24 protein-coding genes are annotated in these 24,762 nt (G+C 70.9%); 12 read left to right on the plus strand and 12 right to left on the minus strand.

Going from position 1 to position 24,762, the window contains the following annotated elements; genetic code table 11:
- The first annotated feature begins 92 nt into the window (after positions 1 to 92).
- Both K4B79_RS27825 and K4B79_RS27830 read left to right on the plus strand, forming a co-directional pair.
- Complete coding sequence (locus K4B79_RS27825; protein WP_232029673.1) at positions 93 to 1,433, plus strand: transcriptional regulator; 1,341 nt, start codon at positions 93 to 95, stop codon at positions 1,431 to 1,433.
- A gap of 75 nt (positions 1,434 to 1,508) precedes the next feature.
- The gene (locus K4B79_RS27830; RefSeq protein WP_232029674.1) at positions 1,509 to 2,054 is read left to right on the plus strand and encodes an NUDIX hydrolase; all 546 of its coding nucleotides are present in this window, start codon (positions 1,509 to 1,511) and stop codon (positions 2,052 to 2,054) included.
- Between the two features lie 33 nt (positions 2,055 to 2,087).
- Here the strand turns inward: K4B79_RS27830 and K4B79_RS27835 are convergent, their stop codons facing one another.
- Both K4B79_RS27835 and K4B79_RS27840 read right to left on the minus strand, forming a co-directional pair.
- Positions 2,088 to 2,345: a hypothetical protein gene (locus tag K4B79_RS27835; RefSeq protein WP_232029675.1), complete on the minus strand. Its 258-nt coding sequence runs from the start codon at positions 2,343 to 2,345 to the stop codon at positions 2,088 to 2,090.
- Positions 2,346 to 2,571: 226 nt separating this feature from the next.
- The gene (locus tag K4B79_RS27840; protein ID WP_306502670.1) at positions 2,572 to 3,447 is read right to left on the minus strand and encodes a 3-hydroxybutyryl-CoA dehydrogenase; all 876 of its coding nucleotides are present in this window, start codon (positions 3,445 to 3,447) and stop codon (positions 2,572 to 2,574) included.
- 168 nt (positions 3,448 to 3,615) lie between these two features.
- On the opposite strand from K4B79_RS27840, the gene K4B79_RS27845 reads away from it, so the two are divergent.
- Positions 3,616 to 4,863, plus strand: coding sequence for a glycoside hydrolase family 10 protein (locus K4B79_RS27845; protein ID WP_232029676.1), 1,248 nt, complete (start codon positions 3,616 to 3,618; stop codon positions 4,861 to 4,863).
- Position 4,864: 1 nt separating this feature from the next.
- On the opposite strand, the gene K4B79_RS27850 is transcribed toward K4B79_RS27845, so the two are convergent.
- Entirely contained in the window at positions 4,865 to 5,059 is a 195-nt protein-coding gene (locus K4B79_RS27850; protein WP_067429270.1) for a DUF1918 domain-containing protein, read from the minus strand.
- Between the two features lie 93 nt (positions 5,060 to 5,152).
- A complete protein-coding gene (locus K4B79_RS27855) occupies positions 5,153 to 6,076 on the minus strand; it encodes a DMT family transporter (protein WP_232029677.1) in 924 nt (307 codons plus the stop codon).
- Between K4B79_RS27855 and K4B79_RS27860 the strand changes: the two genes are divergently transcribed.
- Both K4B79_RS27860 and K4B79_RS27865 read left to right on the plus strand, forming a co-directional pair.
- Positions 6,075 to 7,508: an aminotransferase-like domain-containing protein gene (locus K4B79_RS27860; protein ID WP_232029678.1), complete on the plus strand. Its 1,434-nt coding sequence runs from the start codon at positions 6,075 to 6,077 to the stop codon at positions 7,506 to 7,508. The genes K4B79_RS27855 and K4B79_RS27860 overlap by 2 nt on opposite strands.
- 101 nt (positions 7,509 to 7,609) lie before the next feature.
- The gene (locus K4B79_RS27865; RefSeq protein ID WP_232029679.1) at positions 7,610 to 8,203 is read left to right on the plus strand and encodes a histidine phosphatase family protein; all 594 of its coding nucleotides are present in this window, start codon (positions 7,610 to 7,612) and stop codon (positions 8,201 to 8,203) included.
- Here K4B79_RS27865 and K4B79_RS27870 read toward each other — a convergent pair.
- Positions 8,185 to 8,628 (minus strand): DUF6314 family protein, encoded by a 444-nt coding sequence (locus tag K4B79_RS27870; protein ID WP_232029680.1) that lies wholly within the window; start codon positions 8,626 to 8,628, stop codon positions 8,185 to 8,187. The genes K4B79_RS27865 and K4B79_RS27870 overlap by 19 nt on opposite strands.
- A gap of 126 nt (positions 8,629 to 8,754) precedes the next feature.
- Here K4B79_RS27870 and K4B79_RS27875 point away from each other — a divergent pair, with 126 nt between their 5' ends.
- Positions 8,755 to 11,232 (plus strand): alpha-L-arabinofuranosidase C-terminal domain-containing protein, encoded by a 2,478-nt coding sequence (locus K4B79_RS27875; protein WP_232029681.1) that lies wholly within the window; start codon positions 8,755 to 8,757, stop codon positions 11,230 to 11,232.
- Here the strand turns inward: K4B79_RS27875 and K4B79_RS27880 are convergent.
- Together K4B79_RS27880 and K4B79_RS27885 are read right to left on the minus strand one after the other, a co-directional pair.
- Complete coding sequence (locus tag K4B79_RS27880; RefSeq protein ID WP_232029682.1) at positions 11,219 to 11,659, minus strand: carboxymuconolactone decarboxylase family protein; 441 nt, start codon at positions 11,657 to 11,659, stop codon at positions 11,219 to 11,221. The genes K4B79_RS27875 and K4B79_RS27880 overlap by 14 nt on opposite strands.
- An 81-nt stretch (positions 11,660 to 11,740) precedes the next feature.
- The gene (locus K4B79_RS27885) at positions 11,741 to 12,625 is read right to left on the minus strand and encodes an AraC family transcriptional regulator (protein WP_232029683.1); all 885 of its coding nucleotides are present in this window, start codon (positions 12,623 to 12,625) and stop codon (positions 11,741 to 11,743) included.
- Between the two features lie 162 nt (positions 12,626 to 12,787).
- Between K4B79_RS27885 and K4B79_RS27890 the strand changes: the two genes are divergently transcribed.
- The 6 genes from K4B79_RS27890 (at position 12,788) to K4B79_RS27915 (ending at position 18,640) form a co-directional block, all read left to right on the plus strand.
- A complete protein-coding gene (locus K4B79_RS27890; protein WP_232029684.1) occupies positions 12,788 to 13,741 on the plus strand; it encodes a DUF6924 domain-containing protein in 954 nt (317 codons plus the stop codon).
- A gap of 83 nt (positions 13,742 to 13,824) precedes the next feature.
- Positions 13,825 to 14,853 carry an N-acetyl-gamma-glutamyl-phosphate reductase gene (gene argC / locus K4B79_RS27895; protein WP_232029685.1) on the plus strand — a complete coding sequence of 343 codons (1,029 nt, stop codon included), beginning with the start codon at positions 13,825 to 13,827 and terminating at the stop codon, positions 14,851 to 14,853.
- A complete protein-coding gene (gene argJ, locus K4B79_RS27900) occupies positions 14,850 to 16,001 on the plus strand; it encodes a bifunctional glutamate N-acetyltransferase/amino-acid acetyltransferase ArgJ (RefSeq protein WP_232029686.1) in 1,152 nt (383 codons plus the stop codon). The genes argC and argJ overlap by 4 nt, the downstream gene beginning before the upstream one ends.
- Positions 15,998 to 16,900, plus strand: coding sequence for an acetylglutamate kinase (argB, locus tag K4B79_RS27905; protein WP_232029687.1), 903 nt, complete (start codon positions 15,998 to 16,000; stop codon positions 16,898 to 16,900). The genes argJ and argB overlap by 4 nt, the downstream gene beginning before the upstream one ends.
- The gene (locus tag K4B79_RS27910) at positions 16,897 to 18,081 is read left to right on the plus strand and encodes an acetylornithine transaminase (RefSeq protein ID WP_232029688.1); all 1,185 of its coding nucleotides are present in this window, start codon (positions 16,897 to 16,899) and stop codon (positions 18,079 to 18,081) included. Before argB ends, K4B79_RS27910 begins: the two co-directional genes overlap by 4 nt.
- A 19-nt stretch (positions 18,082 to 18,100) precedes the next feature.
- Complete coding sequence (locus K4B79_RS27915) at positions 18,101 to 18,640, plus strand: arginine repressor (RefSeq protein ID WP_232029689.1); 540 nt, start codon at positions 18,101 to 18,103, stop codon at positions 18,638 to 18,640.
- A 73-nt stretch (positions 18,641 to 18,713) separates the two neighbouring features.
- Here the strand turns inward: K4B79_RS27915 and K4B79_RS27920 are convergent, their stop codons facing one another.
- The 5 genes from K4B79_RS27920 to K4B79_RS27940 form a co-directional block, all read right to left on the minus strand.
- Positions 18,714 to 19,451: an FAD:protein FMN transferase gene (locus K4B79_RS27920; RefSeq protein WP_232029894.1), complete on the minus strand. Its 738-nt coding sequence runs from the start codon at positions 19,449 to 19,451 to the stop codon at positions 18,714 to 18,716.
- 55 nt (positions 19,452 to 19,506) lie between these two features.
- Positions 19,507 to 20,607, minus strand: coding sequence for an FMN-binding protein (locus K4B79_RS27925; protein ID WP_232029690.1), 1,101 nt, complete (start codon positions 20,605 to 20,607; stop codon positions 19,507 to 19,509).
- A gap of 28 nt (positions 20,608 to 20,635) precedes the next feature.
- A complete protein-coding gene (locus K4B79_RS27930) occupies positions 20,636 to 22,018 on the minus strand; it encodes a ferredoxin reductase family protein (protein ID WP_232029691.1) in 1,383 nt (460 codons plus the stop codon).
- A gap of 216 nt (positions 22,019 to 22,234) precedes the next feature.
- A complete protein-coding gene (locus K4B79_RS27935) occupies positions 22,235 to 23,911 on the minus strand; it encodes a peroxidase family protein (RefSeq protein WP_232029692.1) in 1,677 nt (558 codons plus the stop codon).
- Between the two features lie 139 nt (positions 23,912 to 24,050).
- Positions 24,051 to 24,632, minus strand: coding sequence for a pyridoxamine 5'-phosphate oxidase family protein (locus tag K4B79_RS27940; protein ID WP_232029693.1), 582 nt, complete (start codon positions 24,630 to 24,632; stop codon positions 24,051 to 24,053).
- Positions 24,633 to 24,762 lie beyond the last annotated feature (130 nt).

The following is a 24,762-nucleotide window of genomic DNA, read 5'->3' on the forward strand; positions in this document are numbered from 1 at the left end:
GCGCACCCTACGGATTCGAGTACTCCGTTCACACCCCGTGTGAAGGCACACCCACTACTCTGACGGCACCGAGCCACCCGGGGGGCCTCCCAATGCAGCCCAACACTCTGCTCGACGCGATCCTGGACGAGGCGGGTATCTCGCACGCGGGACTCGCCGCCCATGTGAACCAGGCGGGCCGGGCCCGCGGACTCGCGCTCAGATACGAACACACGGCTGTGGCACGGTGGTTGAAGGGCCAGCGGCCCCGGGGCCAGGTGCCCGACCTGATCTGCGAGGTGCTCGCCACCCGGCTGCAACGGCCCGTCACCCTCGACGACATCGGCCTCGGTGTCCCCGGTGAGCCGTCCGCCCCGCACGGCACCTCGCTCTCCGGATTCGTCGAGCGGGCCACCGCCCTGTGGCGCTCCGACGAGCAGCAGCGCCCGCACATCCTGGGCGCCCCCGCGGTGACCGGTACGCCCGCCGTGATGCCGGTGTGGGAGTGGGAGAACCCGCCCGAGGACGTGGACGTCTCACGCGGCGGCCGGCACCGCGTGACCACCGCCGACATCGAGATGCTGCGCGCGGCCCGCGCCCACTACGAGCAGATGTACCGCAAGACCGGTGGCGTGGCGACCCGCTCCCGGATCGTCGGCTTCCTGAACTCCGAGGCGGCCCCGCTGCTGCGCGGCAGCTACACCGACGCCACGGGCCGCCAGCTCCACCGGGCGACGGGCGGTCTGGTGGCCGTCGCGGGCATCTGCGCCTACGACTCCGACGCGCACGGGCTCGCCCAGCGCTACTTCCACCAGGCGCTCCGGCTCGCGAAGGCCAGCGGCGACCGCGGGCTCGGCGCCTACGTGATCGCGCTGCTGGTCAACCAGTCGCTGTTCATGCGGGAGTACCGTCAGGCCGTGGCCTTCGCGGAGGCCGCGCTGCGCGCCGCCGGCAAGCACATCACGCCGGCGCTCGCCTCCGATCTGTACGCGATGCAGGCGAAGGCGTACGCGCACCTCGGTGACGGCACGAGCGCGCTGTCCTGCATCCGGCGGGCCGAGCAGGCCGCCGAACGCATCCGGCGCGGATACGAGCCCGACGAGACGGGCTATGTCCAGCCGGGGCTGGTCAACGTCCAGGTGGCGGAGGCCCTTCTCAGCCTCGGTGAGCTGGCCGCGGCGGCGGAGCACGCCGCGGCGGCGGTCGACAACCCCGCCCACGACCGGGGCCGGGTGCACCGGCTGGCCATGCTCAGCACGATCGCGCTGCGCCAGGGCAACGCCGACAAGGCGGTGGCCACCGCCGTGCAGATGGCCGAACAGGCCCGTGGAATGGAGTCCCAGCGGCTGCGCGACAGACTCCGGGCGGTGCGTGAGCACTTGGTGCGCAGCGGTTGCGCGGGTACGGCCGAGGCGGCCGAACTGATCGACGGCGCGCTGCGCGTACCGCTGTAGACGGGTACTCGTTCACCGTCACCTCATAGTCCCTGCTGCGATATTGCCACTTACTCGACGGAAGGTGGCAGAACCGTGCAGTGGACGAAACAGAACGAACAAACTGTGTATGAAAACCGCTGGTTCACGGTCAACCTGGCAGATGTGGAACTGCCGGACGGCCGGCATCTGGACCACTTCCTGATACGCCTGAGGCCCGTCGCCGTGGCCACGGTGGTGAACGAGGCCAACGAGGTCCTCCTCCTGTGGCGCCACCGCTTCATCACCGACAGCTGGGGATGGGAACTCGCGGCGGGCGTGGTCGAGGACGGAGAGGACATAGCCGTGGCGGCCGCCAGGGAACTGGAGGAGGAGACCGGCTGGCGGCCGGGGCCCCTGCACCACCTGATGAGCGTGGAGCCGTCCAACGGCCTCACCGATGCCAGGCACCACATCTACTGGGCCGACGAGGGCGAGTACGTCGGGCACCCCGTGGACGACTTCGAGTCCGACCGCCGGGAATGGGTCTCCCTCAAACTCGTTCCCGACATGGTCGCCCGTGGGGAGGTCCCGGCCGCCAACATGGCGGCCGCGTTATTGCTGTTGCACCACCTGAGGCTCGGGCAGGACACCTTGCCCTGATCCTGATTCCCCCCACCCGCGTCCCCCGACGCCTCAGCGGCCCAGGGCCTGCCAGACCGCCACGACGAGTGCGCCCATGGCGGTGAGTACCGCGACCGCGGGCAGCGGCCAGCGGGCGTGCTCCAGTGCGGTGATCCGTGCGCTCAGATCGCTGAGTTCCTTGTCCGTCTCCTCGGTGCGATGGTTGAGCAGAGCCAGCCCTCCCTCGACACGCGCGTAGGCGACGTCGAGGCGCCGGCGTAACTCTGCGAGTTCGCCATGGACCACGGGATGTTCGGGGTCGGTGGTCACGGATCCACTCCTCTCTGTGATCGGCTCATCCCTTGCATGCGCATGAAGAGTCAACTCGCCTGGTGGACAGGTGGGGAGAGTGTGCGAGGGGCATATGCGGGCCCGGGGCGCACACGGTGTGTGAATGCAGTGGGCCCGGCACTCCGAAGAGTGCCGGGCCCGTGGCCGTCGCACTGTGTAACCGGCACCCTGGAACGGGCACTGTGCACCGGGGGACAGCTGTAAATCAGCCGTAGGTGTAGAAACCGGAGCCGGACTTCCGGCCGAGGCGGCCCGCGTCGACCATGCGCTGGAGCAGCGGGGGAGCGGCGTAGAGGGGCTCCTTGTACTCCTCGTACATCGAGTACGCGACCGAGGCGACCGTGTCCAGGCCGATCAGGTCGGACAGCTTCAGCGGGCCCATCGGGTGGGCGCAGCCCAGCTCCATGCCGTTGTCGATGTCCTCGCGGCTGGCGATGCCCGACTCGAACATCCGGATCGCGGAGAGGAGATACGGGATCAGCAGCGCGTTCACCACGAAGCCGGAGCGGTCCTGGGCGCGGATCGCGTGCTTGCCGAGCAGCTTCTCGGCGAAGGCCTGGGCCCGGCTGAGCGTGCCCTCGGAGGTGGTCAGCGCCGGGATCAGCTCGACCAGCTGCTGCACGGGGGCCGGGTTGAAGAAGTGGATGCCGATGACGTGGTCGGGCCGCGAGGTGGCGACCGCCAGCTTCACCAGCGGGATCGAGGAGGTGTTGGAGGCGAGGATCGCGTCCGGCCGGGTCACGACCTGGTCGAGGACCTGGAAGATCTCCGTCTTGACCTGCTCGTTCTCGACGACGGCCTCGATCACCAGGTCGCGGTCGGCGAACTCGCCGAGATCCGTGGTGAAGCCGAGCCGCGCCTGGGTGGCGTCCAGCTCCTCCGCGGAGATCTTGCCGCGTTCGGCCGCCTTGGACAGGGAGTTGAACAGCCGGGTCCGGCCGATCTCCAGGGCCTCGCCGGTGGTCTCGGCGACCTTCACGTCCAGACCGGCGCGGGCGCACACCTCGGCGATGCCCGCTCCCATCTGACCGCAGCCCACGACTCCGACCCGAGCGATGTCTCCCGTTGGGATGCCTGTCACATCGTCCCTTTCGCTGATCTACGGCGGTGGCAGGTGCCCGTGGTCCGGTGCCTGCTCCGTTCGAGCACGTTACCCCTAAGTAGCGATGATCGATCGTTCGGGTCGGGCATCCTTGGGGCCGGAGACGATCCGTGACCGCGCGGATCCACGGTGTATGGGGGTGTGCAGGTGGGACGACTGTCACGTCGGGCGTTCGCACTGGCCGCGCTGTCGACGCTGACCTCGGCCTCGGGTGCGTCCGCCGCACCGGTGCCGGGTGCCCCGGCCCCGGGTACGCCGGGGCGCCGGGCCGGCGAGATGCGGGGCGTGTGGCTGGCGACCGTGCAGAACCGGGACTGGCCGTCCCGGCCCGGGATGACGGCGGCCGAGCAGCGCACCGAACTCCTCGCCCACCTGGACACGGCGGTACGCAACCGCCTCAACACGGTGATCTTCCAGGTGCGCCCGACCGCGGACGCGCTCTGGCCCTCGCCGTACGAACCCTGGTCGCAGTTCCTGACGGGCACCCAGGGCCTCGCCCCGGGCTGGGACCCGCTCGGCACGGCCGTGGAGGAGGCGCACGTCCGGGGCCTCGAACTGCACGCCTGGTTCAACCCGTACCGGGTCGCCAACCACACGGACCCGGCCCGGCTGGTGGCCTCGCACCCCGCGCGCAAGCACCCGGACTGGGTGGTGCCGTACGGCGGGAAGCTCTACTACAACCCCGGGCTGCCCGAGGTCCGCGCCTTCGTGCAGGACGCGATGCTCGACGCGGTGCGCAAGTACCCGGTGGACGCCGTGCACTTCGACGACTACTTCTACCCGTATCCGGTGGCGGGCCAGACCTTCGACGACGACGCCGCCTTCGACCGGTACGGCGGCGGCTTCCCGAACCGGGCCGCCTGGCGGCGGAACAACATCGACCGGCTGATCCTGGAGATGGCGGCCCGCATCCGGCGGATCCGGCCCGCAGCCCGCTTCGGCATCAGCCCCTTCGGCGTGTGGCGCAACGCCGGCACCGACCCGCTCGGCTCGGACACCAGGGCGGGGGTGCAGACGTACGACGATCTGCACGCCGACACCCGCAGGTGGGTCCGTGAGGGATGGATCGACTACATCGTCCCGCAGCTGTACTGGAACATCGGCTTCGCCGCCGCCGACTACGCCAGGCTCCTGCCCTGGTGGGCCGAGGTGGCACGGGGGAGCCGGACGCGGCTGTACCTGGGCGAGGCCCTGTACAAGGCCGGTGATCCGGCGCAGCCGGCGGCCTGGCAGGACCCGGCCGAGCTGTCCCGGCACCTCGCGCTGGCCCGCGGGCACGCCGAGGCGCGCGGGCATGTGTTCTTCGCGGCCAAGGACGTGGCCGTGGACCGGATCGGGGCGATGGCGCGGGTGGTCGCCGACCACTACCAGCGGCCGGCGAAGCCCCCGCGCTGAATCAGCCGCTCGTTTCCCGGTGCCGGATCTCGGTGTCGGGGCCCGGTGAGCAGACGCCCTCGTGCCCGTCCTCGAAACGGACGCGGTACGGGGGGTTGCCCTCCCGGCCCATGACTTCGACGATCTCGCCGACCTTGTCCTGCTGTCCGACCACCCTGCCGTGCTGGACAAGCTGGTCGCCCACGGTTGCACGCATCGGATGGGGCCTCCTCACGATGTGCGGGAGCAGCGGTCCGTGGCCTTGAGTCTACGGCGCGGGAGCCCGGTGGGAACCGCCGGTGCACGCCGCTCAGCTCCGCGCCCGCTGTGTGACGGCGATGCACACGAGCACCGCCGCGGCCGTCAGCGGAGCGGCCACCGTCAGGTGCTCGCCGAGCAGCAGCACCGACCACACCAGTGTGAGCAGCGGTTGGGCCAACTGCAACTGGCTGGCCCGGGGGATCCCGATCGCCGCCATCCCCCGGTACCAGACGACCAGCCCGAGGAACTGCGAGCCCGCCGCCACCCACAGCAGTCCGGCCACACTGTGCGCGGTCAGCCTCACGGGCTCGTACGACAGCGCGAGCGCGGCGGCCGGCACGGTCAGCGGCAGACACAGCACCAGCGCCCAGCCGATGACCTGCCAGCCGGGCATCACCCGGGCCAGCCGGCCGCCCTCGGTGTAGCCGGCCGCGCACACCAGCAGCGCGGCGAACAGATACAGGTCGGCGGTGGTGAGGGCGCCGCCGCTCTGCTGCACGGTGAAGGCGACCACCGCCGCCGCGCCCGCCGAGGCGGCCGCCCAGAAGGTGCGGGAGGGACGGGTGCCGACCCGTAGGGCGGAGAACAGGGCGGTGGTCAGCGGGAGCAGTCCGACCACGACGGCGGCGTGCGCGGTGGTCGATGTCCTCAGCGCGAGCGTGGTCAGCAGCGGGAAGCCGACGACGACCCCGGCGGCCACGACCGCGAGCCCCGCCCGATGCCGCCGGGCCGGAACCGGGATCCGCAGGGCCAGCAGACAGGCGCCGGCGATCACCGCCGCGAGCACGCTCCGCACGGCGACCAGCGACCAGGGCCCGAAGCCCTCCAGCCCCCACGCGGTCGCCGGGAAGGTGAGGGAGAAGGCGACGACCCCTAGGGCGGCGAGGAGAGTGCCGGTCGTGCCGGTCGTGCTGGTCGACGGATCGTCGACCGCTATCGCGACGGGGTCAGTAGCGCTACTCTGTACTCTCATGCAAGAGCGTAGCAGCGTCGGTGAACTGGCGGAACGTCTGAGGAGCGAGCTCGACCGCTACTCTCCGGGAGGAAAGCTCCCGTCGAGCAGGGCGCTCGTCGAGCGGTACCGGGTGAGCCCGGTAACCGTCTCGCGGGCCCTCGCGCACCTGGCCGCCGAGGGGCTCGTCGTCACCCGGCCCGGCGCCGGGGCGTTCCGCGCACCCCTGCGGACGGCGCCCGCACCGGCCGGGGACACCTCCTGGCAGGAGGTCGCGCTGAGCGCGGGCGGTGCCGCCGACCTCGTACCGCGCTCGGTGGACGCCGGCGGCGTCCTGGTCTCGCTCACCCCGCCGCCGCCCGGCGTCATCGAGTTCACCGGCGGCTATCTGCACCCCTCGCTCCAGCCCGAGCGGGCGCTGGCGGCCGCCCTGTCCCGGGCCGCACGCCGTCCCGGAGCCTGGGGGCGGCCGCCCATGGAAGGGCTGCCGGAGCTGCGCGAGTGGTTCGCCCGCAACGTCGGCGGGGCCGTGACGGCGGCCGAGGTGCTGATCGCCGCGGGCGGCCAGTCGGCGCTGACGATCGCCCTGCACGCGCTGGCGCCGCCCGGCGCGCCGGTCCTCGTCGAGTCGCCCACGTATCCCGGCCTGCTCGCGATCGCCCGCGCGGCGGGGCTGCGGCCCGTGCCGGTCCCGGTCGACCCGGACGGAGTGCGGCCGGAACTCCTCGCCGAGGCCTTCCGGGCCACCGGCGCACGGGTGTTCGTGTGCCAGCCGCTGTTCCAGAACCCGACCGGCGCGGTGCTGGCCCCGGCCCGGCGAGGCGAGGTGCTGCGCATCGCGCGCGAGGCGGGCGCGTTCGTCGTGGAGGACGACTTCGTACGACGGCTCGCGCACGAGGACGCGGGCGCGCTGCCGCTTCCGCTGGCCGCCGAGGACGCCGACGGGGTCGTCGTCCACGTCTGCTCGCTGACCAAGGCGACCTCGCCCAGCTTCCGGGTGTGCGCGCTCGTCGCCCGGGGCCCGGTGCTGGAACGGCTGCGGGCCATCCAGGTCGTGGACACCTTCTTCGTGCCCCGCCCCCTTCAGGAGGCCGCGCTCGAACTCGTCGGCTCGCCGGCCTGGCCGCGCCATCTGCGGGCGGTCTCCGCCGACCTGAGGACCCGCCGGGACACCATGACCGCGGCCCTGCGTCTGAACCTCCCCGAACTCGCCCTGCCGCACATCCCGTCCGGCGGCTACCACCTCTGGCTCCGCCTCCCCGACGGCACCGACGAGGCCGCCCTGACCGCCGCGGCCCTGCGCGCGGGCGTCGCGATCACCCCCGGCCGGCCCTACTTCGGCGCCGAACCCCCGGCCGGCCACGTGCGGTTGGGCTTCGCTGCGGTGGCGGGCCCGCAGGAGATCCACGAGGGGGTGCGCAGACTGCGCGCGGCGTACGGCGAGGTGTGCTGACGAGTTCGTCGGGCGGTTCGTCCGGTGAGCTGTCGCGCACCCTCGGTAACTCATGAGTAACGCCTATTGACCTGCTCTCTTTCGCGACTCACCATCGCCGCATGCAACTACGGGTCACGTTCGTCGCCGCCGCTCGCAGCACACCGCTGCTCACCGAGCGCTTCGAGGACGACCGGCCGCTGGACCAGGCCGGCTGGGACGAGGTGCAGCGTGTCGTCCAGGACCTGATCCCGCTCGCGGCGGCCGAACTGCGCTACTGCTCGCCCACTCCGCGCAGCCGGGCCACCGGCGACGCCCTCGGCTACGCGCCGCTGGTGCAACTCGCCCTGCGGGACTGCGACATGGGCCGCTGGCGAGGGCTGACGCTCGGCGAGGCGATGGCCCGGGAGCCGGAGGCCGTGGACGCCTGGCTCGCCGATCCGCACGCCACCCCGCACGGCGGGGAGTCGCTGCGCGACTTCATCACCCGGGTCGGCGGCTGGCTCGACACCCGGCCGCTGGACGACAGCGGCCGGATCGTCGCCGTGGCCGAGCCCTCGGTGGTGCGTGCCGCCCTGGTCTACGCCCTCAAGGCGCCGCCCTCGACGTACTGGAACATCGATGTGCGCCCCCTGTCGACGACCGTCGTCACCGGCCGGGCGGGCCGCTGGAACCTCCGCCTCGACGGGATCTCCGCTCAGCCCTCACGGGCGTAGTCGGTGGTCAGGACCAGGTCCTTGGCGGGTCCGCGCACCCGCCACACCGTCCGCCAGCGGTCCGCGTCCCGGACGGTGAACTCGCCCCGGTAGAGGTCGGCCGAGCACGGGTGGTCGGCGAGGTGACGTCCGGAGGACAGGTCCAGGTCGTGAAAGGGCCGCCCGTCGGCGAAGCGCACGTCGACCGTGCCGGGGATCGGGCCCGGCAGGAGACACAGGGTCCGTTCGGCGGGGCGCGGGACGCCCTGCCAGACGAAAGTGCCGGACTCCCGCTGGAGCAGCCCGCCGCCCTCCAGAGGGCCGAAAATCGTCGTACCGGAGAACTCGCCCGAGTCGTCGCTCGCCAGATCCCGCACGGAGCGTGTCGTGCGCCAGGTCCCGGCCAGATACGTCAGCGCGTCCGGCACTGGCCAGAACTCACCCATCAGCCCGTCCCTTCCGACACTTTCGATACCGCGCGACCCGTTGACGATCTCGGACCCCCTCCCTATCTTGCCGTTCGAAGTGCTGATCATTGTCTGATATTTCGAACATCGAGCCGCGGAGTATCCATGTCACGCACCCGCCGGAGAATCGGCATCGGCGCCACCGCCTTCGTGGTGGCCGCCGGGCTGGTCTCCGCCCCCGCCCACGCCGAGGACGTCACCGACTACTCGATCACGGTCGACCCGGCCGCCAAGGGCGCGAAGATCGACGACACGATGTACGGCGTCTTCTTCGAGGACATCAACCGGGCCGCCGACGGCGGTCTGTACGCCGAACTCGTGCAGAACCGGTCCTTCGAGTACTCCACCGCCGACAACGCCTCCTACACCCCGCTCACCTCGTGGGCGGTGGACGGCACGGCCCAGGTGCTGGACGACGACGGCCGCCTCAACGCCCGCAACCGCAACTACCTCTCCCTGGGCGCCGGTTCGTCCGTCACGAACGCCGGTTACAACACCGGCGTGCATGTCGAGGCGGGCAAGAGGTACGACTTCTCGGTGTGGGCCCGCGCCACCGGCGGCACGACCCTGACGGTCTCGCTCCAGGACGCCGACAACACCCTCGCCACCGCCCGCAGGGTGGCCGTGACCAGGAGCGGCTGGGCCAAGTACACCGCCACCCTCACCGCGACCCGCACCAGCAGCGCCGGCCGTCTCACCGTGGCCTCCTCCGCGGCCACCGCGCTCGACATGGTGTCGCTCTTCCCGCGCGACACCTACAAGCACCAGCCCAACGGCCTGCGCAAGGACCTCGCCGAGAAGGTCGAGGCACTCCACCCGGGCTTCCTGCGCTTCCCCGGCGGCTGTCTGGTCAACACCGGTTCCATGGAGGACTACAGCGAGGCCTCGAATTGGCAGCGCAAGCGCTCCTACCAGTGGAAGGACACCATCGGCCCGGTCGAGGAGCGCGCCACCAACTCCAACTTCTGGGGCTACAACCAGAGTTACGGCCTCGGCTACTACGAGTACTTCCGCTTCGCCGAGGACATCGGCGCGATGCCCCTGCCCGTCGTCCCGGCCCTGGTGACCGGCTGCGGCCAGAACCAGGCCACCGACGACGAGGCGCTGCTCAAGCGGCACATCCAGGACGCCCTCGACCTCATCGAGTTCGCCAACGGGCCCGTGACGTCGACCTGGGGCGGGAAGCGCGCGCAGATGGGCCACCCCAAGCCCTTCCGCCTCACCCACATCGGCGTCGGCAACGAGGAGAACCTGCCCGTCGAGTTCATGGCCCGGTTCAAGCAGTTCCGCGCCGCCATCGAGGCGAAGTACCCCGGCATCACCGTCGTCTCCAACTCCGGCCCGGACGACACCGGCCAGACCTTCGACACGGCCTGGCAGCTCAACCGTGAGGCCAAGGTCGACATGGTCGACGAGCACTACTACAACAGCCCGCAGTGGTTCCTCCAGAACAACGACCGCTACGACTCCTACGACCGAAGCGGCCCGAAGGTCTTCCTCGGCGAGTACGCCTCCCAGGGCAACGCCTTCAAGAACGGCCTCTCCGAAGCCGCGTTCATGACCGGCCTGGAGCGCAACGCCGACATCGTCAAACTCGCCTCCTACGCCCCGCTGTTCGCCAACGAGGACTATGTCCAGTGGCGCCCGGACCTGGTGTGGTTCAACAACCACGCCTCCTGGAACTCCGCCAACTACGAGGTCCAGAAGCTGTTCATGAACAACGTCGGCGACCGGGTGGTGCCCTCCAAGGCCACCGGCACGCCCTCGCTGCTCGCCCCCATCACCGGCGCGGTCGGCCTGTCCACCTGGGCGACCAGCGCCGCCTACGACGACGTCAAGGTCACCGACGCCGACGGGAAGACGCTGCTCACCGACGACTTCTCCGGTGACGCCTCGAAGTGGACCCACACGGGCACCGGCAGCTGGACCGTCCAGGACGGGCAGTACGTCCAGACCGACACCGCCGCCGAGAACACCATGGTCTCGGCAGGCGACCAGGCCTGGCACGACTACGACCTGCACGTGAAGGCCACCAAGAAGTCCGGCAAGGAGGGCTTCCTCGTCGCCTTCGGCGTCAAGGACACCGGCAACTACTACTGGTGGAACCTGGGCGGCTGGAACAACACCCAGTCCGCCGTCGAACAGGCCTCGGACGGCGGCAAGTCGACGCTCATCTCCAAGGCCGGGTCGGTCGAGACGGGCCGTGCCTACGACGTCGACATCAAGGTGCGCGGCCGACAGGTCACCCTCTACCTCGACGGCGAGGAGTGGGGCAGCTTCACGGACAACAAGCCGGCCGAGCCGTTCCGCCAGGTCGTCACCAAGGACAAGAAGACCGGTGACCTGATCGTCAAGGTCGTCAACGCCCAGTCCTCGGCGGCCCGTACGGCGATCGACCTCGGCGGCGCGAAGGTCGCGTCCAGGGCGAAGGTCACCACGCTGACCGCCGCCCCGGACGCGGTGAACACCGAGACCACCACCGCGGTGGCCCCGGTGACGTCCACCTACGAAGGGGTCGCCGACAGGTTCACGTACACCTTCCCGGCGAACTCGATCACCTTCCTGCGGATCAGGCAGAGGTAGCCGGAGTCCCGTCCGCGGGCTGCTGTCCCAGTGGCAGCAGCCCGCGCTCGGCGAAGACCTTCTTCGCCACGGCCGTGGCGTTCAGCGCCCTGGGGAAGCCGCAGTAACCGGCCGCCTGCAGCAGCGCCTCGACGATCTGCTCGGGGGTCAGGCCCACGTTCAGGGCCGTGTGGACGTGCACCTCCAACTGGAGCTCGCAGCCGCCGAGCGCGGTGAGCATGCCCAGGGTGACCAACTGGCGGTCGCGGGGCGCGAGCTGCGGCCGGGAGTAGATCTCGCCGAACCCCCAGGCGATGATCTGGTGGCCCATCTCCGGGCTGATGTCGGCGAGCGAGTCGACGACCAGTTGCCCGACCTCGCCGTTGACGCCGCTCAGCACCTCCATGCCGTGTGCGAAACGCTCCTCGCGGGTGGTGCTCTCGCTCATGTCCGCTCCTCCGTGGTCGGCAGCGCGTTCGGGGATCGCCGTCCGCAGTATTCCCGGGAAGAGGTACGCCCGTCCGCCGTCCTACGACTCCCGTTCGACCGGCAGCCACAGCTCCGCGTCGGCGTGGGTGCCGTCGGGGGAGAGCCGGGTGCGCAGGATCTCCGGGCCGGGGCGGGCGCGGTAGGGGTTGGAGGGGAACCACTGGGTGAAGACGTCCCGCCAGAGCTCCTGGATGGCCTCGGGGGCCGGGCCGGAGGTGGTGAAGACGGCCCAGGTGCCGGCCGGGACGGCCAGTTCGGCCAGGCCGGTCGGTTCAGTGGTGTCCGTGTCCGTGTCCGTCGCGGAGGTGATCACCCCGTGGTAGTAGTCCAGCTCGGTGCCCTCCGCGCGGCTGGGATCGAGGTCGTCGCAGACCGTGACGATGCCCTGCGGCTCCTGGTCGGACAGCTTCTCCAGACGCTCCAGGGTCTGCCGGGGGATCCCCCGGACGAGGTCGATGATGGCCTGGTTCGGCCCGGAGCGGACCAGGGGGATCCGGGCCTTGACGCCGAGGACGGTGAAAGCCGGCCGGTCCGTGACGCGGTAGCGCATGCTGCTGCTTCCTTCGACGGTGAGGCGGAAGGACAGCCGGGGCTGGGAGACGAGCGCGGCACCGCTGCGGCGGGCCTCGCCCGGACCGACGCCGTGCAGGGCCCGGAACGCCCGGGCGAACGCCTCGCCCGAGCCGTAGCCGTACCGCACCGCGATCTCCAGCAGCGAGTCACCCCCGGAGAGCACCTCGGCGCCCGCCACGGTCAGCCGCCGGCGCCGGATGTACTCCGACAACGGCATCCCCGCGAGCGCGGAGAACATCCGGCGCAGGTGGTACTCCGAGGTGACGGCGATACGCGCCAGGTCGGTCACGTCGATCGGCGCGTCGAGGCGGCCCTCGATGTGCTCCATGACCTGGTTGAGCCGCTCCAGCACTCCCCGGCCTCCTTCCTCTTGACGATCATCACGCTAGGCGGCGCGCACCCCGCCCGACCCGACATCCTGTGCCCGATCGAGTCGGGTGCGCACGGCCGCCGCCGAACCGGAGGACACCGGCCCGGCGTCCCGCTCACCGAGCCCCGCCACCGAAGGAGAACCATGCCCTTTCCCGAACTGCCCCGGCCCGCGCCCGGGGACGTGCTCCTGGTCTGCACCTGCTACGAGGACGGCGAGGCCCGGTGGGGCGGACTGCTCGACGAGGTCGGTGGCCGCCGGGACGGTGACGTGCTCGTGCTCGGGGACGCCGGGGTGAGGCTCCGCCTGGTCGAGGGCACCGGCTGGACCTACCTGCACGGCGGAAACGTACCCGCGCTCCTCACCGGCACCGGCACCGGAACCGACGCCCCGCCCCCGGTCGCCGTCCTGGCGGACATCTCCGTGGTGTACGGCGGGGACGGGCCGCTGCTGGTGGACCTGGCGGCCACACCGGGACGCGGCGTCCGGGTCCCGTCGGCCCGGCTCGGCGAGATCCTGGCCGCCCTGCTCGCCGGCACGCTCGCCTTCGACGACCTGGTGGACGCCATGGACCGACGCGGGATGTACCAGGGGGACCACGGCCGGCCCGCCTTCCGCGCCCCGACCCCGCCGCCGCGCCGGTCCTTCCCGGCACTGCCCTCCAGCGCCGCCGCCCTCCTCGTCCGCACCGCCTTCGCCGACGAGGAGGGCTGGAGCGCCCTGCTCGACGCACTGGGCCGTCAGGACGAGGACGGCTGGGTCGGCGCCGACCCGGACCCCGACGAGATCGACGTGGAGCACTACCCCCTGACGGCGCTGATCGTGGACGACAGGTCCTTCGAGGGCCTGCTCCCGGGCCAGGTCCCCGCGCTGGTCCCGCCCGAGGAGCACACCACCCTGGTCGCGCTCGCCGACGCCCGGACCTTCACCGACCCCGGCCTGCCGCTGACCGTGGTCGACCTGTACGACGCTCCGGGCCACGCCGCGCTCCTCCCGTGCCGCCAGGTCGGCTCGCTGGCGGTCAACCTGGAGCTCGCCAACATGGACTTCCACGAGTTCGTCGCGGAGGAGGGTGTGACTCCCTGGTGGGAGGGGTGAGCGGCGGATCCCGGTCGCATCCGTACTGGATTGCATAAACGTGCAGCGAAACGTATAGTCATGCCATCCAAGAGGAGGATTCCATGGCGGTACGTGCGGCAGTGGCCGGAGCGAGTGGATACGCGGGCGGCGAGGTCCTGCGACTGCTCCTGGCGCACCCCGAGGTCGAGATCGGTGCCCTGACCGGCAACTCCAACGCCGGGCAGCGGCTGGGCGCGCTGCAGCCGCACCTGCTTCCGCTGGCCGACCGCGTGCTCCAGGAGACCACCGCCGAGGTCCTCGCCGGACACGACGTGGTCTTCCTCGCGCTGCCGCACGGCCAGTCCGCGGCCGTGGCGGAGCAGCTCGGCCCGGACGTCCTCGTCGTGGACATGGGCGCCGACTTCCGGCTGAAGGACGCCGCCGACTGGGAGCGGTTCTACGGCTCCCCGCACGCCGGCACCTGGCCCTACGGCCTTCCCGAACTGCCGGGTGGCCGCGCTGCGCTGGAGGGGTCCAGGCGCATCGCGGTGCCCGGCTGCTATCCGACCGCCGTCTCCCTCGCGCTGTTCCCGGCGTACACCGCCGGACTCGCCGAGCCCGAGGCCGTGATCGTCGCCGCCTCCGGCACCTCCGGCGCGGGCAAGGCGGCCAAGCCGCACCTGCTGGGCAGCGAGGTCATGGGCTCCATGTCGCCGTACGGCGTCGGCGGCGGCCACCGGCACACGCCCGAGATGATCCAGAACCTCAGCGGGGCGGCCGGTTCCAGGGTGAGCGTCTCCTTCACGCCCACCCTCGCGCCGATGCCCCGCGGCATCCTCGCCACCTGCACCGCCAAGGCGAAGCCCGGCGTCACCGCCGAGTCCGTCCGCGCCGCCTACGAGAAGGCCTTCGCCGACGAGCCCTTCGTCCATCTGCTCCCCGAGGGCCGGTGGCCCGCGACGGCGTCCGTCTACGGTTCCAACGCCGTTCAGGTGCAGGTCGCCCTCGACGAGGCCGCGGGCCGCATCATCGCGATCAGCGCCATCGACAACCTGACCAAGGGCACCGCGGGCGGTGCCGTCCAGAGCATGAACCTCGCCCTCGGCTTCCCCGAGGACACGGGACTTTCCACGATCGGAGTCGCACCGTGAGTGTCACGGCAGCCAACGGATTCACGGCGGCGGGCATCGCCGCCGGGATCAAGGAGAACGGCAACCCGGACCTGGCCCTCGTGGTCAACACCGGGCCCCGCCGCGCCGCCGCCGGCGTCTTCACCTCCAACCGTGTGAAGGCCGCGCCGGTGCTCTGGTCCGAGCAGGTCCTCAAGGGCGGTCGGCTGTCCGCGGTGATCCTCAACTCCGGTGGCGCCAACGCCTGTACGGGACCCAAGGGCTTCCAGGACACGCACGCCACCGCCGAGAAGGTCGCCGAGGTGCTCGGCACGGGCGCCGGCGAGGTGGCCGTCGCCTCCACCGGGCTCATCGGCCTCCTGCTCCCGATGGACAAGCTGCTTCCGGGCGTCGAAGCCGCGGCCGCCGCCTTGAGCGAGCACGGCGGCGAGAAGGCCGCCATCGCCATCAAGACCACCGACTCCGTCCACAAGACGTCCGTCGTGACCAAGGACGGCTGGACCGTCGGCGGCATGGCCAAGGGCGCGGGCATGCTCGCCCCCGGCCTCGCCACCATGCTCGTGGTCCTCACCACCGACGCGGACGTCGACAGTGACGTACTGGACAAGGCACTTCGGGCCGCCACGCGGACGACCTTCGACCGCGTCGACTCCGACGGCTGCATGTCCACCAACGACACCGTGCTGCTCCTGGCCTCCGGCGCCTCCGAAGTCACCCCGGAGTACGCCGAGTTCGCCGAGGCCGTACGGCAGGTCTGCGACGACCTCGGACAGCAGCTCATCCGGGACGCCGAGGGCGCCAGCAAGGACATCAAGGTCGAGGTGGTCAACGCCGCCAGCGAGGACGACGCCGTGGAGGTGGGCCGTTCCATCGCCCGCAACAACCTCCTCAAGTGCGCCATCCACGGCGAGGACCCCAACTGGGGCCGGGTGCTCTCCGCGATCGGCACGACGAAGGCCGCGTTCGAGCCGGACCGGCTCAACGTCGCCATCAACGGCGTGTGGGTCTGCAAGAACGGCGGCGTGGGCGAGGACCGCGACAAGGTCGACATGCGCTACCGCGAGGTGCACATCGTCGCCGACCTCGCCGCCGGGTCCGAGACCGCCACCATCTGGACCAACGACCTCACCGCCGACTACGTCCACGAGAACAGCGCGTACTCCTCATGAGCACTACTCGCAAGCACACCGCGCTGCCCAAGGCGCAGATCCTCATCGAGGCGCTGCCCTGGCTGGTCCGGCACAACGGCAAGACGGTCGTCATCAAGTTCGGCGGCAACGCCATGATCGACGAGGACCTCAAGGCCGCGTTCGCCCAGGACGTCGTCTTCCTGCACCACGCCGGTCTCAAGCCGGTCGTCGTGCACGGCGGCGGCCCGCAGATCAGCGCGGCCCTCGACAAGCACGGCATCGTCAGCGAGTTCAAGGCCGGCCTGCGCGTCACCACCGAGGACGCCATGGACGTCGTACGCATGGTGCTGGCCGGGCAGGTGCAGCGCGAGCTGGTCGGACTGCTCAACCAGCACGGGCCGTTGGCCGTCGGACTGACCGGCGAGGACGCGCACACCATCACCGCCATCAAGCACCAGCCCGAGATCGACGGCGAGTTGGTCGACATCGGGCGGGTGGGCGAGATCACCGCGATCGACACGGGCGCGATCGAGGCACTGCTCGCCGACGGCCGCATCCCGGTCGTCTCGTCGATCGCCCGGAGCCAGGACGACGGACATGTCTACAACGTCAATGCTGATACGGCGGCTGCGGCACTCGCTGCTGCTCTGGGCGCCGAAACCCTCATGGTCCTCACGGACGTCGAGGGCCTCTACGAGGACTGGCCGAACAGCGACGAGGTGATCAGCCGCCTCACGGCTTCCCAACTGGAGAAGCTGCTGCCGGAGTTGAGCTCCGGCATGGTGCCGAAGATGGAGGGCTGCCTGCACGCCGTGCGCAACGGCGTGACCACCGCCCGCGTCATCGACGGCCGGGTCCAGCACTCGATCCTGCTGGAGATCTTCACCGACGAGGGCATCGGCACGATGGTCGTGCCGGACGGACAGGGGGATTCATGAGCAACCAGGAACTGACCGAGCGGTGGCAGGGCTCGCTCATGAACAACTACGGCACCCCCCGTCTGCCGCTCGTGCGCGGGGAGGGCCTGAAGGTCTGGGACGCCGACGGGAAGCAGTACTACGACTTCGTCGGCGGTATCGCCACCAACGCGCTCGGCCACGCACACCCCGCGATCGTCGAGGCCGTCTCCGGCCAGATCGCCTCCCTGGGCCACATCTCCAACTTCTTCATGGCCGAACCGACCGTCGCCCTCGCCGAACGGCTGCTCCAGCTCTTCGGCCGGGACGGCAGGGTCTTCTTCTGCAACTCCGGCGCCGAGGCCAACGAGGCCGCCTTCAAGATCGGCCGGCTGACCGGACGCACCCACATGGTCGCCACCGAGGGCGGCTTCCACGGCCGCACCATGGGCGCCCTCGCCCTCACCGGCCAGCCCGCCAAGCAGGAGCCCTTCCTGCCGCTGCCGGGCGACGTCACCCACGTTGCGTACGGCGACGCGCAGGCGCTGGCCGCCGCGGTCACCGAGGACACCGCGCTCGTCGTCATCGAGCCGATCCAGGGCGAGAACGGCGTCGTGGTCCCGCCCCCCGGCTACCTCAAGGCCGCCCGGGCCATCACGGCCGCGACCGGCTCGCTGCTGGTCCTGGACGAGGTGCAGACCGGCGTCGGACGCACCGGGCACTGGTTCGAGTACCAGGCCCACGAGGGTGTCCTGCCCGACGTGGTCACCCTCGCCAAGCAGCTCGGCGGCGGTCTGCCGCTGGGCGCGACGGTCGCCTTCGGACGGGCCGCGGAGCTGCTCCAGCCGGGCCACCACGGCACCACCTTCGGCGGCAACCCGGTCGCGTGCGCGGCGGGGCTGGCCGTGCTCGACACCATCGCCAACGAGGGGTTGCTGGAGAACGTCAAGCGGCAGAGCGAGAAGTTGCGCGACGGAATCGAGTCCCTCGGCCACCCGCTGATCTCCCATGTCCGGGGTGCGGGCCTTCTGCTGGGTATCGTGCTCACCGAGCCGCTCGCGCCGAAGGCGCAGCTGGTGGCTCAGGAGGCCGGTTTCCTGGTGAACGCGCCCGCTCCCGATGTCGTACGGCTGATGCCGTCGCTGACCATCGGCGACGAGGAAGTGGACGCGCTCATTCAGGCGCTGCCCGGCATCCTGGACGCTGCCAAGGGAGACGGATGATCCGGAGAATGAGACGACGATGAGCCAGGCGCAGGAGCACGAGCAGACCGCGGGGCCTGCCGTGCCGCAGACCCGCACCGCACGCCACCGCCGCATCGTGGACATCCTCAACCGGCAACCGGTGCGGTCGCAGAGCCAGTTGGCGAAGCTGCTGTCCGACGACGGGCTGACCGTCACACAGGCGACGCTCTCCCGGGACCTGGACGAGCTGAACGCGGTGAAGATCCGCAACACCGACGGCGACCTGATCTACGCGGTGCCCAGTGAGGGGGGGTTCCGGACCCCCCGGGCGCCGCTCGGGGAGTCGGCGAAGGAGGAGCGGATGCGGCGGCTGTCCGCGGAGCTGCTGATCTCCGCGGAGGCGTCCGCGAACCTGGTCGTTCTCCGGACGCCTCCGGGTGCGGCTCAGTTCCTGGCGTCGGCCATTGATCAGGCTGAGCTGCACGACATTCTGGGGACGATCGCCGGGGACGACACGTTGCTGTTGATCAGCCGGGATCCTGTGGGGGGACAGGCGTTGGCGGATCATTTGTTGCGGTTGGCTCAGAACGGGCATTGAGGGTTGTTCGTCGGGTGCGGGTGAGTGGGGGCTGGTCGCGCAGTTCCCCGCGCCCCCAAGAAGGTGGGTCCACTCAGCCGAGTCGAGCCGCGAGGCCCCCTGTGCATCGGACCTCGTCTCCTGCCGTGATCAGCAGAGCCTCCACGTCCGGCAGGGACTCCAGCCACGCCAAGCCTTCCCTCGACCCCATCGCGAAGGCCGCCGTCGCCCAGCAGTCCGCCCAGGTGACGCTGGGAGCCACCACCGTCACCGCCACCAGGTCGGTGATCGCCGAGTGGCCGGTGCGCGGGTCGACGATGTGGGCGCCGCGTTCGGCGGTTCCGGAGGTGGCGACCGCGAGTTCGGGAACGCCCGCCGCCGAGATGACCGCCGCCAGCCCGCCCGGCCTCAGCGGGTCCGACACGCCGACCCGCCACGGGCGTTCCGGTCCGGGGACGCCGAGCAGCTGCACGTCCCCGCCGCCGTTGACGCTGACGCCGGTCGCGCCGGCCTCGGCCATCCGGCGGGCCGCGCGTTCGACGGCCCAGCCCTTGACGATGCCGGTGGGGTCGAGGCGGCCCTCGTAGCGCATGCTGAACCAGCCGTCGCTGGCGCGTTCCGCCTCGGCGCCCAGGTCGAGCACCTGGGCGACCAGGGGATCGCACTCCTCGACGGTCAGCTCGCCCCGGGCCAGCCGGGAGACCTGGCTGTCGTCCCGGTAGGTGCTGAAGACCTCGTTGACCCGGTGCAGTCCGGCGACCGCGTCCCTGAGCGCCGCCTGAACGGCGACGGAATCCCCGCCGCGGACGTCGAAGGAGAAGACCGTCCCCATGACCTCCTCCGCATGACGTACCGCGGCGGGAGCTTGTGCCGACTCGGCCACCGTGTCAGCCACCGGCCTGGTCCAGGGCCGACTGGAGGGACTCCTTGTAGCCGGCGCTGGTGTAGGTGGCTCCGGAGACCGCGTCGATGTTGGCGGTGCCGGCCGCGACGGCGGCTTGGTTGAGTTTGGGTACGGCGTTGGCGGTGATCTGGTCGCTCTGGCCGCCCTTCGGCGTCTGGACGGCCTCGGCCTTGGTGATCTTGCCGCCCGCGACCGTGACGCGGACCTGGACCGGGCCGTACTGGGTCTGGGCGACGGAACCGGTGACCGTCTTGGCGGCCTGGGGGGCGCCCGCGTCCTGCCCCGCGCCCGAGCCCTGGGCCGCACCCGAGCCGGAGCCGCCCGTGGCCCCCGCCTTGTCGATGGCCGACTGGAGGGACTCCTTGTAGCCGGCGCTGGTGTAGGTGGCTCCGGAGACCGCGTCGATGTTGGCGGTGCCGGCCGCGACGGCGGCTTGGTTGAGTTTGGGTACGGCGTTGGCGGTGATCTGGTCGCTCTGGCCGCCCTTGGGTGCCTGGACCGCTTCGGCCTTGGTGATCTTGCCGCCCACGACCGTGACGCGCACCTGGACGGCGCCGTACTGCGTCTGGGCCACGTCCCCGGTGACCGTCTTGGCCTGGGCTGAGCCGCCGCCCGAGCCGCCCGACCCGGTGTCCGCCGTGGCGTTCGCCTTGTCGATGGCCGACTGGAGCGACTTCTTGTAGCCGGTGCTGGTGTAGGTGGCCCCGGAGACGGCGTCGATGTTCGCGCCCTGCGCGGCCAGCACCGCCTGGTTGAGTTTGGGTACGGCGTTGGCGGTGATCTGGTCGCTCTGGCCGCCCTTGGGTGCCTGGACGGCCTCGGCCTTGGTGATCCTGCCGCCCGCGACGGTCAGCCGGACCTGGACGGCGCCGTACTGGGTCTGGGCCGCGTCCCCGGTGACCATGCCGGTGCCGGCGGCCTGCGCGCCGCCCTGGGCCGACGCGGCGGGCGGGACCGCGCCGTTGCCCGCGGCCTGCGCGCCGCCCGGGTCGGACGACGGCTTCAACGACAGCAGCAGCACGACACCGGACACGGTGGCCGCGGTCGCGAGCACGACACGTCGGACGGGGTGACTCTTCCTCATCGCTTCAACAGCTCCTGAATCCCGTCGCTCACATCTCGAACGACTCGTGATGGATGCGGCGGGCGGGCACACCCGCGCCGCGCAGTGATTCGTACACGGACTGCGCGAACCCGGGCGGGCCGCACAGGAACACGTCGTGGTCGTCGATGTCCGGCAGCTTCTGCCGCAGCCGGTCCGCCGAGATGTCGGGGCGTTCCCCGTCCGGGCTGTTGACGGCGTACATCAGCCGGGCCCCGCGCTCGTCGGCGATCGCCGCCAACTCGTCCCACAGGGCCAGGTCATGGGTGCTGTTGGCCCGGTAGAGGAGGGTGATGTCGCCGGCCGCGCCGGGCAGCGTCTCGAACAGGGCCCGCATCGGGGTGATGCCCACACCGCCCGCGACCAGCAGCACCTTGCCGCGGCTGCGGCGGGAGGCGGTCAGCGCGCCGTACGGGCCCTCGGCCCACACCCGGGTACCGGGCGTCAGTTCCCGCAGCCGCTCGCTGTGGTCGCCGATCGCCTTCACCGTGATCCGCAGCATGTCGGGGCGGGGCGCCGCCGACAGCGAGTACGGGTGCGAGCTGAACCGCATGCCCGGAGCCAGGAACCGCCAGCGGAAGAACTGCCCCGCCTCCGCGCCGATCCGGTGCAGCTTCTTGCCGCCGATGAGCACCGACACGATGCCCGGCGTCTCCTCGATCACCGCCACCACCCGCATGCGGTGGCGCATGTTCAGCCGGATCGGGGTGAGGATCCGGTACCAGATCACCAGCGCCGTGACCGAGCCGTACAGGCCGTACCAGGCGGTCTTCGCGGCCGGTTCCACGACGAAGTCGTTGCCGGTGGTGAGCTGGTGCCAGAACGTCAGGAACACCGCCGCGTACGTCAGCAGGTGCACGTGGTACCAGGTGTCGTACGGGATCATCCGGCGGACCGGGCCGATCGACATCAGTCCGATGACGAACAGCAGGCCGGTGCCGATGGCCGCCTTGCCCATGTCCGGCAGCTGGTTGATGGAGTCCATGGTCTGCTGGACGATGTCGCCGAGACCCTTGCCGGCCTGGAGGGCGTACCCCCACATGATCAGGAAGACATGGGCGACGGTCAGACAGAGCGTGTAGCGGCCGCTCATCGCGTGCCAGCGCGCCACCCGGTCGGAGCCCACCCGGCGCTCCAGCGCGGGCACCCGGGCCATCTGGAGCACCACCAGCGCCATGAGGTAGCCGGCGAGGAGCCCGGTGATCCGGCCCGCGTTGAGGATTTTGCCGTTGGTGTCGCTGATGGACGGTGTGTTGGACCACCACAGCCACAGCACTCCCGCCGCGCCCGCCCACACGGCGAGGAGCAGCAGGGTCGCCGGTGAACGGCGCGGGCGGATGCGGCGCATCGTCTGGCGCCGGGCGGCACGGCCGCCTGCGAGCGTGGTGGTCACGGTTCCTCCGGGGACGGATCAAGGGGGGTGGCGTGGTCCCTTGGCCCTCAGATACGTGCCGTGACGCCCGTGTGTTCAGCTGTCCGAAGAGTCCATGGCGAACTGGAGTGACCACCGGTAACCGGCGCCACGCGCAAGGGCGGCGACGGCGGTCCGGGAGCGCCGTCGAGGCCGCGTCCCGGTGTGCCGTCGCCGACCTTCGCGGCGCGCTCGTGCCTACGGGCCCAGCGGGTTGAGCAGGTCCGCCCGGTTCTCGAAGGCGTAGAGCATCAGGTCGCTCATCTCGAACACGTCCTTGGCGTTCCGGTCCGCCACCGGGCTCAGGAAGGGGCGCCAGAACGGGTCGCGGACGATGGAGTGGCGGCTGCCCTCCATGGCGCGGTGGAACACCTCGGCGACGATGCGCCCGCCGACTCCGGTCAGCTTCCCGCCGTTCAGCTCGGCCTCGCGCAGGATGTAGAACCACAGCGGGCAGTCCTCGGCGAGCTTCCGCCGCAGCCCCTCGCCGAGTTGGGCCCCGCCCTCGCGGTTGTCGAACGCGGACGCGGGCAGCGGCCTGACGTCGAGGCGCCGGGCCATCTGCTGCCCCGTCGCCAGGCGCATCGTGTTGGCCCGGGTGAGGTTGCGGAAGGCGAGGTTCAGCTCGACGGGATCCACCGGCGGCTGTCCCCGGCCGCCGAAGGAGCCGAGCGGCAGTTCGGCCAGCGGGTTGACCAGGAGGGTGTCGATGCGCTTGGTGAGGTTGAACTGCGCGGCCGGTACTCCGAGGTCGTCCCGGCCCGCCTCACCGAAGTCGAACAGGCGCCGGAAGTCGGCGATCCAGTTGGTGGGCAGGCGCTCGAAGGTGCCCGACTCGGGGTCGTTCGGGTCGGAGGGCGGCGGGGAGAGGTTGCCGCTGGTGCCGGTGAAGCGGAACAGCAGCGCGAGCGTGCCCCCGCCGTTGTCGAACACCCGGTTCCAGTTGTAGGCGCCCCGCACCATGCTGTGCCCCAGGCGGTAGGCGGCCACCGAGAACTCGATCGGCATGGTCGGACGGTCCTGCTCGTCCGGCGACGGCTCGAAGAACCTGCGCCCCTTGGTGAAGACCTCGTCCAGGATGCGCGGGTCGACGATCCTCGGCAGGAAGTCGTGGCGCAGCATCCACTGGTAGTGCTTGACGACGCCCTCGCGCGCCGACTCGAACAGCACCGCGCTGGAGACGCCCTTGTTGGCCAGCTCGGTCACCAGCCGGTTGTGGAAGCGGATGAAGGCGGCGTGGATCTGGGCCACGACCAGGTTCTCGTCGTTGCGCGGATCCGGGATCAGCGGCCGGCGCCGCTCCGAGATCTGGGAGCCGGTGCCCACCCGGGGCAGGTCGAAGCCGCCGAGCGACTGGCTGACGACGGCGTCGCCGCCCGGGATGCCCTGCGTCGTCCCGGTCTTCAGCCGGATCCCGTCGTCCTCGTAGAACCGGCGGTCGAAGCGGTGGTTGGGGCCCAGGCCGTAGAGGCTGTCGAGGTCCAGCGCCGGCGAACGGCCCTGGAGGAGCTCGCGGACCGTGATCTCGTCCTCCAGCCGGGTCGCCGTGGCGTCCAGCGTGAGGTCGTGGTCCACGAACTGGCCGAGGTAGGTGAAGCCCGCCGGGACGGGCGGGTCCTGCGAGTCGGGCTGGCGGCCGGTGGCGGTCATCGCCTCGGCGAGTTCCTTGCGGGCCGCACGGTCGAGCAGCCGCTCCGGCCTGGCCTGCGGGCCCAGCCGGGAGAACTGGAACTTGCGCAGCGCGGCGACGGTCGACGCCGCCCGCGGCTCCGCCGGGCTCTCGCCCTTCGAATCGGCGAGGATGCCCTCGCCGACCACCAGGTACGAGGTGCGGACATGACGTTTGCTCTGAGGTTCGCGTGTCGGTCGGAACATGAATCCCCCATCTGTTCTTGCGCCCAGGGTAGGCACGCAAGAACGGCGGAAGGGAGAATTCCGTCAATATTCGCAAGGAGCGTTTGTATGTATAGATAAGATAAGAGCCGCCAAGGCGGCTAAGGGTATCTAAGAGTGGCTAAAAAGGACTTAGTGGCAGCGGCAGTCCGGGCAGTCCGTCCAGACTCGTGGCGATGTGCTCCTTGTTGGCGAAGTACGCGCCGAGCGATTCGTCGTCCTCGCGCGCGAACCGCTTGGCATGCAGCTCGCGGTCTCCGTCGTACGCCATGTAGGGCACCGCGAACCCGCAGGAGTCGCGCACGAGTTCGGCCGTCACCACGATGATCGCGCGCAGTCCGTGCTCGCCCGGGTCGATGTCCGGGAAGTGGGCGAGCAGCTCCGCGAAGCGGGGGTCGTCACGGAAGACGGGCTCGCCCCGGCCGTGCACCCGCACGATGTTCGGCGGGCCCTGGAAGGCGCACCACATGAGCGTGATCCGGCCGTTCTCCCGCAGATGCGCGACGGTCTCCGCGTTGGAACCGGCGAAGTCGAGGTAGGCGACGGTGAGTTCGTCGAGCACGGCGAGGGAGCCGCGCAGGCCCTTGGGGGAGAGGTTGACCGTGCCGTCGCCGGAGAGCGGGGCGGTCGCCGTGAAGAAGAGGGGCTGCTCCTCGATGAATGTGCGGAGCCGGCCGTCTATGCGCTCATAAGTCTTTCCCATGTCTAACGATTATGGGCGCAGTTGTTTCGTCCGTCTAAGGAATTCCGGGATCCGCTCGTGGAGGGTCCGGTCGTGGAATCCGTTGGCGGAGAGGTCCGTGGCCGCCCCGGCCGGCGCTCGCACGGGGCGG

The organism is Streptomyces lincolnensis (genome assembly GCF_021173675.1).
GTDB classification, from domain to species: Bacteria; Actinomycetota; Actinomycetes; order Streptomycetales; family Streptomycetaceae; genus Streptomyces; species Streptomyces lincolnensis_B.

Coding starts and splice junctions, on each gene's coding strand:
- K4B79_RS27825 (WP_232029673.1), top strand. CDS start 93: ATGCAGCCCAACACTCTGCTCGACGCGATCCTGGACGAGGCGGGTATC.
- K4B79_RS27850 (WP_067429270.1), bottom strand. CDS start 5,059: ATGCGTGCAACCGTGGGCGACCAGCTTGTCCAGCACGGCAGGGTGGTC.
- K4B79_RS27860 (WP_232029678.1), top strand. CDS start 6,075: ATGCAAGAGCGTAGCAGCGTCGGTGAACTGGCGGAACGTCTGAGGAGC.
- K4B79_RS27855 (WP_232029677.1), bottom strand. CDS start 6,076: ATGAGAGTACAGAGTAGCGCTACTGACCCCGTCGCGATAGCGGTCGAC.
- K4B79_RS27865 (WP_232029679.1), top strand. CDS start 7,610: ATGCAACTACGGGTCACGTTCGTCGCCGCCGCTCGCAGCACACCGCTG.
- K4B79_RS27870 (WP_232029680.1), bottom strand. CDS start 8,628: ATGGGTGAGTTCTGGCCAGTGCCGGACGCGCTGACGTATCTGGCCGGG.
- K4B79_RS27875 (WP_232029681.1), top strand. CDS start 8,755: ATGTCACGCACCCGCCGGAGAATCGGCATCGGCGCCACCGCCTTCGTG.
- K4B79_RS27880 (WP_232029682.1), bottom strand. CDS start 11,659: ATGAGCGAGAGCACCACCCGCGAGGAGCGTTTCGCACACGGCATGGAG.
- K4B79_RS27890 (WP_232029684.1), top strand. CDS start 12,788: ATGCCCTTTCCCGAACTGCCCCGGCCCGCGCCCGGGGACGTGCTCCTG.
- argC (WP_232029685.1), top strand. CDS start 13,825: ATGGCGGTACGTGCGGCAGTGGCCGGAGCGAGTGGATACGCGGGCGGC.
- argB (WP_232029687.1), top strand. CDS start 15,998: ATGAGCACTACTCGCAAGCACACCGCGCTGCCCAAGGCGCAGATCCTC.
- K4B79_RS27910 (WP_232029688.1), top strand. CDS start 16,897: ATGAGCAACCAGGAACTGACCGAGCGGTGGCAGGGCTCGCTCATGAAC.
- K4B79_RS27915 (WP_232029689.1), top strand. CDS start 18,101: ATGAGCCAGGCGCAGGAGCACGAGCAGACCGCGGGGCCTGCCGTGCCG.
- K4B79_RS27920 (WP_232029894.1), bottom strand. CDS start 19,451: ATGGGGACGGTCTTCTCCTTCGACGTCCGCGGCGGGGATTCCGTCGCC.
- K4B79_RS27925 (WP_232029690.1), bottom strand. CDS start 20,607: ATGAGGAAGAGTCACCCCGTCCGACGTGTCGTGCTCGCGACCGCGGCC.
- K4B79_RS27935 (WP_232029692.1), bottom strand. CDS start 23,911: ATGTTCCGACCGACACGCGAACCTCAGAGCAAACGTCATGTCCGCACC.
- K4B79_RS27940 (WP_232029693.1), bottom strand. CDS start 24,632: ATGGGAAAGACTTATGAGCGCATAGACGGCCGGCTCCGCACATTCATC.